Origin of the sequence: Sutterella parvirubra YIT 11816 (genome assembly GCF_000250875.1) — a bacterium.
Classification (GTDB): Bacteria; Pseudomonadota; Gammaproteobacteria; order Burkholderiales; family Burkholderiaceae_F; genus Sutterella; species Sutterella parvirubra.
Map to the genome: position 1 here is coordinate 22,252 of NZ_JH604988.1, position 6,392 is coordinate 28,643.

General features: G+C 64.6%; 5 protein-coding genes. 4 read left to right on the plus strand and 1 reads right to left on the minus strand.

The window, feature by feature from the left end:
• The coding region (locus HMPREF9440_RS12040) for a glycosyltransferase family 9 protein (RefSeq protein ID WP_008542777.1) at positions 1–391 on the minus strand (391 nt) is incomplete at its 3' end.
• An 88-nt stretch (positions 392–479) separates the two neighbouring features.
• Between HMPREF9440_RS12040 and msbA the strand changes: the two genes are divergently transcribed.
• The 4 genes from msbA to sbcB all read left to right on the plus strand — a co-directional run.
• Positions 480–2,240, plus strand: coding sequence for a lipid A export permease/ATP-binding protein MsbA (msbA, locus tag HMPREF9440_RS06910; RefSeq protein ID WP_008542778.1), 1,761 nt, complete (start codon positions 480–482; stop codon positions 2,238–2,240).
• A 120-nt stretch (positions 2,241–2,360) separates the two neighbouring features.
• Complete coding sequence (locus HMPREF9440_RS06915) at positions 2,361–3,758, plus strand: L-serine ammonia-lyase (RefSeq protein WP_008542780.1); 1,398 nt, start codon at positions 2,361–2,363, stop codon at positions 3,756–3,758.
• A 44-nt stretch (positions 3,759–3,802) separates the two neighbouring features.
• Entirely contained in the window at positions 3,803–5,260 is a 1,458-nt protein-coding gene (gene rng, locus HMPREF9440_RS06920; protein WP_148516508.1) for a ribonuclease G, read from the plus strand.
• A 23-nt stretch (positions 5,261–5,283) separates the two neighbouring features.
• On the plus strand, positions 5,284–6,392 hold a 1,109-nt coding region (gene sbcB, locus HMPREF9440_RS06925; protein WP_245523584.1), incomplete at its 3' end, for an exodeoxyribonuclease I.

Sequence of the window (6,392 nt, forward strand, 5' to 3'; positions counted from 1 at the left end):
TGGCGACGGTGAAGAAGCGCTCCACCTCATGCATGGGGCCGGGCTCCTCAATCTTCTGATCCAAGAGAAAGCCGCGGCCGTCGGTGGCGAAGCCGGCGGAGCGGATGCCGCCGATGCGGTAGAGGAGGGCCGAACTGAAGGAATTCGGAAAGAGAAGCCCGAGGGGCTTCTCGCCCACGTGGTTCGCAAGGTGCCGGATGCGCGTGAGGTCTTCGGTCACGTGCCCTTCGATCGGGTCGAAGCGCCACTCCATCCCGGCCAAAAGGTCTTCCGCCCAACGCTTTCCCGTGAGCACGGGCTCAAACCCGCTCGCCTCGAGGAGGCGGAGCGCGGGGAGCGCCATGCAGCAGTCACCGACGTGGTTGGGAAGGCGGCAGAGGACTTTGGTCATGATGAATCCGGTTGCGAGAGATGGGCGGCTCGGAGCATTGTATCGGCTAATGCCTGTATGATGAGGCCTCCAAAAAAGCGGACGATCCATGTTCAAGATCATCGACGACATCCGGGCTTCCTCCATGATGCGGTTGGCCCGATACCTTCCTCCCTTCAAGTGGCACATCGCGGGCGCCATCGCCGCGATGGCGGCCGGGGGCGGCGCTTCGTCGCTCATCGCCCTCATCCTGGGGAAGCTCACCGACATGAGTTTCTACGGCAAGGACCCGCTGACGGTGTATCTCGCCCCTCTGGCACTGATCGGTATTTCGATCCTCCACGGCGGCTCCCGTTATCTGAGTTCCTACCTCTTGGTGCGCGTCTCGCAGTCGGTCCTGCTCGAGGTCCGGACGATGCTGTTTTCGCGCATGCTCCGTTGGAGCGACAAGACCTTCATGGAGCACCGCAATTCGGAGCTTCAGGCGAAGTTCGTCAATGAAGCCTCGAACGCGCTGACGCGCGCCGCCGGGGTGCTCACCACGATGGTGCGCGACTCGATTCAGATCGTCTGTCTCGTCGCCGTGCTCATCTGGCACAACTGGATGCTCACGCTCGTGAGCTTCGTCGTCGCGCCGCTCCTTGCGATCGTGATCCGGTGGGTGAACCGCCGCATCAAGTCGCTCACCCGCCGTCAGCAGCTCACCTTCGGGGAGCTCATCGGGACGGTGCTCGAAGCCTACAACGGCGAGCGCGTCGTCAAGATCTACGATGGCTACGCGTACGAAAACGACCGCTTCCGCGAGGTGAACGAAAAGATCAGGACGTTGTCGCTGCGTCAGCAGCGCGTGTCGGCGGCCGGGATGCCGCTTCTCCAGTTGATCACGATGATCGGGGTGTCCTTCGTCGTCGTCTTCGCGCTCATGCAGGCGCAGAGCGATGCGCTCACGATCGGGGAGTTCACGACGTTCCTCGCGGCCATGCTTCTTCTCATGCCGCCCATTCGGCATCTCTCCGACCTTTCCGGTTCCACGGCGACGATGATCGCCGCGGCGGACAGTCTTTTCGAGACGATCGACGAGATTCCCGAAGAAGATCCGGGTACGCGCGAGCTCAAGAACTGCCGCGGCGCCGTCCGCTTTGAGGACGTGTCCTTTACGTATCCGGGAAAGGAGACGCCTGCGGTCAAAAACTTCACCCTCGACGTGAAGCCGGGCGAGATGATCGCCCTGGTAGGATCGTCGGGGTCCGGTAAATCGACCCTCGTCAACCTGATCCCCCGCTTCTGGGCGGCGACGAAGGGCGAGATTTATTTCGACGGGATCCCGCAGAGCGAACTGACGTTGAAGAGCCTGCGCGACCAGATCGCACTCGTGAGTCAGGACGTCGTCATCTTCGACGACACCATCGCCGGGAACATCGCCTACGGCGCGATGCGGAACGCCACCCGCGAAGAGATCGAACGCGCCGTCGAGGCGGCCGCCCTCACGGAATTCGTGGAGAGCCTCCCCGACGGGCTCGATACGCGGGTGGGCGCCGCTGGGAACGAACTCTCCGGTGGGCAGCGCCAGCGCATTTCGATCGCCCGCGCGTTCCTGAAGAACGCGCCGATCCTCCTTCTCGACGAAGCGACGAGCGCGCTTGATACGGAAAGCGAACGCCACATTCAGCGCTCGCTCGATTCGCTCCTCGTGGGCCGCACGGCCTTCGTGGTCGCGCACCGGCTCTCCACCATCATCAACGCCGACCGCATCGTCGCGATGCGAAACGGCGAAGTGGTCGAAGTGGGGACGCACGACGAGCTGCTCGCGAAGAACGGTCTCTACGCGCACCTCTATTCGCTCCAATTCCGTCATCCGTCCGAAGTCTGACCGGAGGACGTTCCTTCGGCGCAGGGTCTCGTGTCTTCGGGGCCCTGATGATAAGATGCTCGGCACAGTGCGGCGCCGCCCGACGGGCGGCGCCCTTTTCTTCAGAGGGACCCCATCACTATGGCCGTCAGCGTCTTCGATATGTTCCGCACGGGCATCGGCCCGTCCTCCTCCCACACCGTCGGTCCGATGCGGGCGGGCGCCGCTTTTCTGAAGGTGCTGCGTTCGCGTGGTCTGCTCAGCCAGGCCGCGACGCTGCGTATCGACCTGATGGGAAGCCTCGCAGCGACGGGGAAGGGCCACGGGACCGACACCGCCTGTCAGCTGGGGTTGATGGGAGAGGAACCTGAAACCTTCGATCCGGACGAATTGGAAGGCCTGATGGCGAAGGTGCGCGAGACGAAGACGCTCGCACTCGGACGCGAGCAGACCGTCCGGTTCGACCCCGAAGCCGACATCCGCTTCATGCCGGAATGCGTGCCGGCCTTTCACACCAACGCCGTGGACTTCGTCGTCGGCGACGCAGAAGGGAGCGAACTTCTCAAGCGTCGCTACTACTCCGTGGGCGGCGGCTTCATCGTGGAAGGGGACGAGGCCGATCCGGAAAAGCCGGTCGTGCCCGCCGCCCTCCGTGATGGCGGCGTGAAGCTCCCGCACCCCTTCCGCACGGGCGACGAACTCATGGCCCGCTCGGACGAGTCGGGACTCTCCATTGCGGAACTCATGTACGCAAACGAATGCGCCCGGATGCCCTCGGACGAAGTTGACCGCCGATTGGACGCCGTCTGGGCGGTGATGTCGGGTTCGATCGAACGCGGTCTCCGCCAGACGGAGCCTCTCCCCGGCCCCTTCCGCATCGCGCGCCGCGCGAAGAAGCTCGCCGACGGCCTGCGCGAAAAGGAAGCGAAGGGCCAGATGGATCCGCTCTCCGTCATCGACTGGGTGAACGCCTACGCGATGGCCGTGGGTGAAGAGAACGCCTCGGGCGGTCGCGTCGTTACGGCGCCGACGAACGGCGCCGCGGGGGTGATCCCTGCGGTGATTGAGTACTACCTCCGCCACATGCCGGGCGCCACGCAGGAGGGCGTGCGCACGTTCCTGCTCACGGCCGGCGCCATCGGGATCCTCTACAAGGAAAACGCCTCGATTTCGGGCGCCGAAGTCGGCTGTCAGGGCGAAGTGGGCGTCGCCTGCTCGATGGCGGCGGCGGGGCTCGCCGCCGTCTGCGGGGCGACCCCGCACCAGGTGGAAAACGCCGCGGAGATCGGCATGGAGCACAACCTCGGCCTCACCTGCGACCCGGTGGCGGGGCAGGTGCAGATTCCCTGCATCGAGCGCAACGCCATCGCCGCCGTCAAGGCGATCAACGCCGCACGCATGGCGCTTCGCGGTGACGGGACGCACTACGTGAGCCTCGACAAGGTGATCCGCACGATGCTGGAAACCGGCCGCGACATGAAGTCGAAGTACAAGGAAACGAGCCGGGGCGGCCTGGCGGTCAACATCGTGGAGTGCTGACCGCGGGGAGGCTCTTCGCCCGCCAACACAGGATTCAAGCGACCGTGGAACACATTCTCATCAACTGCTCGGCGCGGGAGACCCGCGTCGCCGTCATCGTCGAGAGCGTCCTGAGGGACCTCTTCATTGAGCGTGCCTCGGCCCGGGGTCTCGTCGGAAACGTCTATCTCGGGAAGGTCGTGCGGGTGCTCCCCGGCATGCAGAGCGCCTTCGTCGACGTGGGCCTGGAGCGCACGGCGTTCCTGCACGTCGCCGACATCGCCGAAGCGAAGACCGAAACCGAGGCGTTGAAGCCCATCGAAACACTGCTCCACGAGGGGCAGTCCCTGATGGTGCAAGTGGCCAAAGACCCGATCGGTACGAAGGGCGCACGCTTGACGACGACGATCTCGCTCGCGGGCCGAAAGCTCGTCTACCTGCCGCGGGACCCCCACATCGGCGTTTCGCAACGGATCGAGAGCGAAGAGCAGCGTGAAGAGCTCCGCGCCATGATGACGGCGCTTCGCCCCGAAACGGAAAAAGGGGGCTACATCATCCGCACGAGCGCCGAAGAAGGCGCGACGGAAGAGGAGTTCCGGGACGACATGGCGTACCTCGGGCGCCTTTGGGAGGAGATCGGCGAGAAGGCGAAGAAGAGCCATCCGCCCGCGCTTCTCTACCAGGATCTGTCGCTCGCGCAGCGGGTGCTCCGCGACATGGTGCACCAACAGACCGACCGCGTCGAGGTCGACTCCGCCAAGGATTTTGACGCCCTCCGGACCTTTGCCGAGCGGTTCGTGCCGGGCGTCGCGGAAAAGCTTTCGCTCTACGAGGGCGAAACGCCGCTTTTCGAACTTCACGGCGTGGAGGCCGAGTTGGAAGGCGCTCTAGGGCGCCGCGTGGATCTGAAGAGCGGCGGCTACCTCGTCTTCGATCAAACCGAAGCGATGACGACGATCGACGTCAACACGGGGGGCTACGTCGGGAAGCGCGACTTCAGCGACACGATCTTCAAGACGAATCTGGAGGCCGCGCAGACGATTGCCCGGCAACTGAGGCTTCGGAACTTGGGCGGCATCATCATCGTCGACTTCATCGACATGGCCCGTGAAGAGCACCGCGAAGCGGTGTTGTCGGAGCTGCGCCGTGCGGTCGCGACCGACCGCACGCGCATGACGGTGAGCAACTTCACGGAGTTGGGGTTGGTGGCGATGACGCGAAAGCGCACCCGCGAGTCGCTCGCGCACGTGCTCTGCGAACCCTGCCCCATCTGCGGCGGGCGCGGGCAGGTGAAGACGGCGCGCACCGTCTGCTACGACATCATGCGGGAGATCGTGCGGCTCTGCAAGCAGTACAAGGACACGCGGGAGTACCGGATCCTGGCGAGCCAAACCGTGATCGACATGCTCTTGGAAGACGAGTCGCCCGCCTTGGAACTCCTGCAGCAGACCGTCGAAAAGCCCGTGCTCCTTGAAGTGGAGAACACCTACTCGCAGGAAGAGTGGGACGTGGTGCTCGCCTGATCCCAACGGATGGAATTTCGGACATGACGCAGAGCTTTTACTGGTACGACTTTGAAACGTTCGGGATCCGTTCGAGGACGGACCGCCCCGCGCAGTTCGCGGGGATGCGCACCGACATGAATCTGGAGCCCTCTCCCGCCGCGGGTGAAGAGGCGGGCGAGGTCTTCTACGCGAAGCCCTCGGAAGACTATCTGCCGAGTCCGGAGAGCTGCCTTCTGACCGGGATCGTCCCGCAGCTCTGCGAAGAGCGCGGGATGCCGGAGAGCGAGTTCGCCGGCCGCATCTTCGAGCGTCTCAACGTTCCAGGGACGATCAGCATCGGCTACAACACGCTGGGCTTTGACGACGAAGTCTGCCGCTTCCTCTTTTGGCGGAACTTTTTGGATCCGTACTCCCACGGTTGGAAGGACGGGTGCTCGCGTTGGGACCTCTTCCCCCTGGTCTGCGCCGTCTGGGCACTCCGGGGTGACGGCATCCGCTGGCCCCTTTGGGAGGAGTTGGATCCCGAACGCTTCCCGCAGGCCGCGGTCCGCAAAGGCGTCTGCATGAAGTTGGAGTGCTTGACGGAAGCGAACGGCATCACGCACGGCCAGGCGCACGAGGCGCTCTCCGACGTGGAGGCGACGATCGGGTTGGCGCGGTTGATCCGTGAAAAGGAACCGAAGCTTTGGGACTGGGCGCTCGCGAACCGCTCGAAGGAGCAGGTCCGTGCGGCGCTCGAAAAGGGCCCGGTCGTGTGGGTCTCGCCCAAGATCGGCGTCGCCCGCGGCTGCACGATGCTGGGCGGGATGCTCTACGCAAACGGCAACGACGTCCTGATGTGGGACCTGCGGGAAGACCCCTCGGTCCTTCGGACGCTCTCCCGCGAGGAGATCATCGAGCGGATCACGACGCCGCAGTCGAAGCTCCCCGAGGGCGTCACGCGGTTGCCTGTCCGGAAGATGAAGATCAACGCGTCCCCCTTCGTTTGCGGTGCGTTGGGGGTGCTCTCGCCTGACCGTGCGGCGCGCTACGGGATCGACCGTGCGGCCGCGGTGGAACGCTACCAGGCGCTCCTGGAAGTCCGTCCCCTGGTGGAAGGGATCCTCGCCGAGTGCATGGAGCATGGCGGGGGTCTGGAACCCGTCGACGT

What these genes read in the sequence shown, in the direction of transcription:
- HMPREF9440_RS06915 (WP_008542780.1), top strand. Translation starts at nt 2,361, where the DNA reads ATGGCCGTCAGCGTCTTCGATATGTTCCGCACGGGCATCGGCCCGTCC.
- msbA (WP_008542778.1), top strand. Translation starts at nt 480, where the DNA reads ATGTTCAAGATCATCGACGACATCCGGGCTTCCTCCATGATGCGGTTG.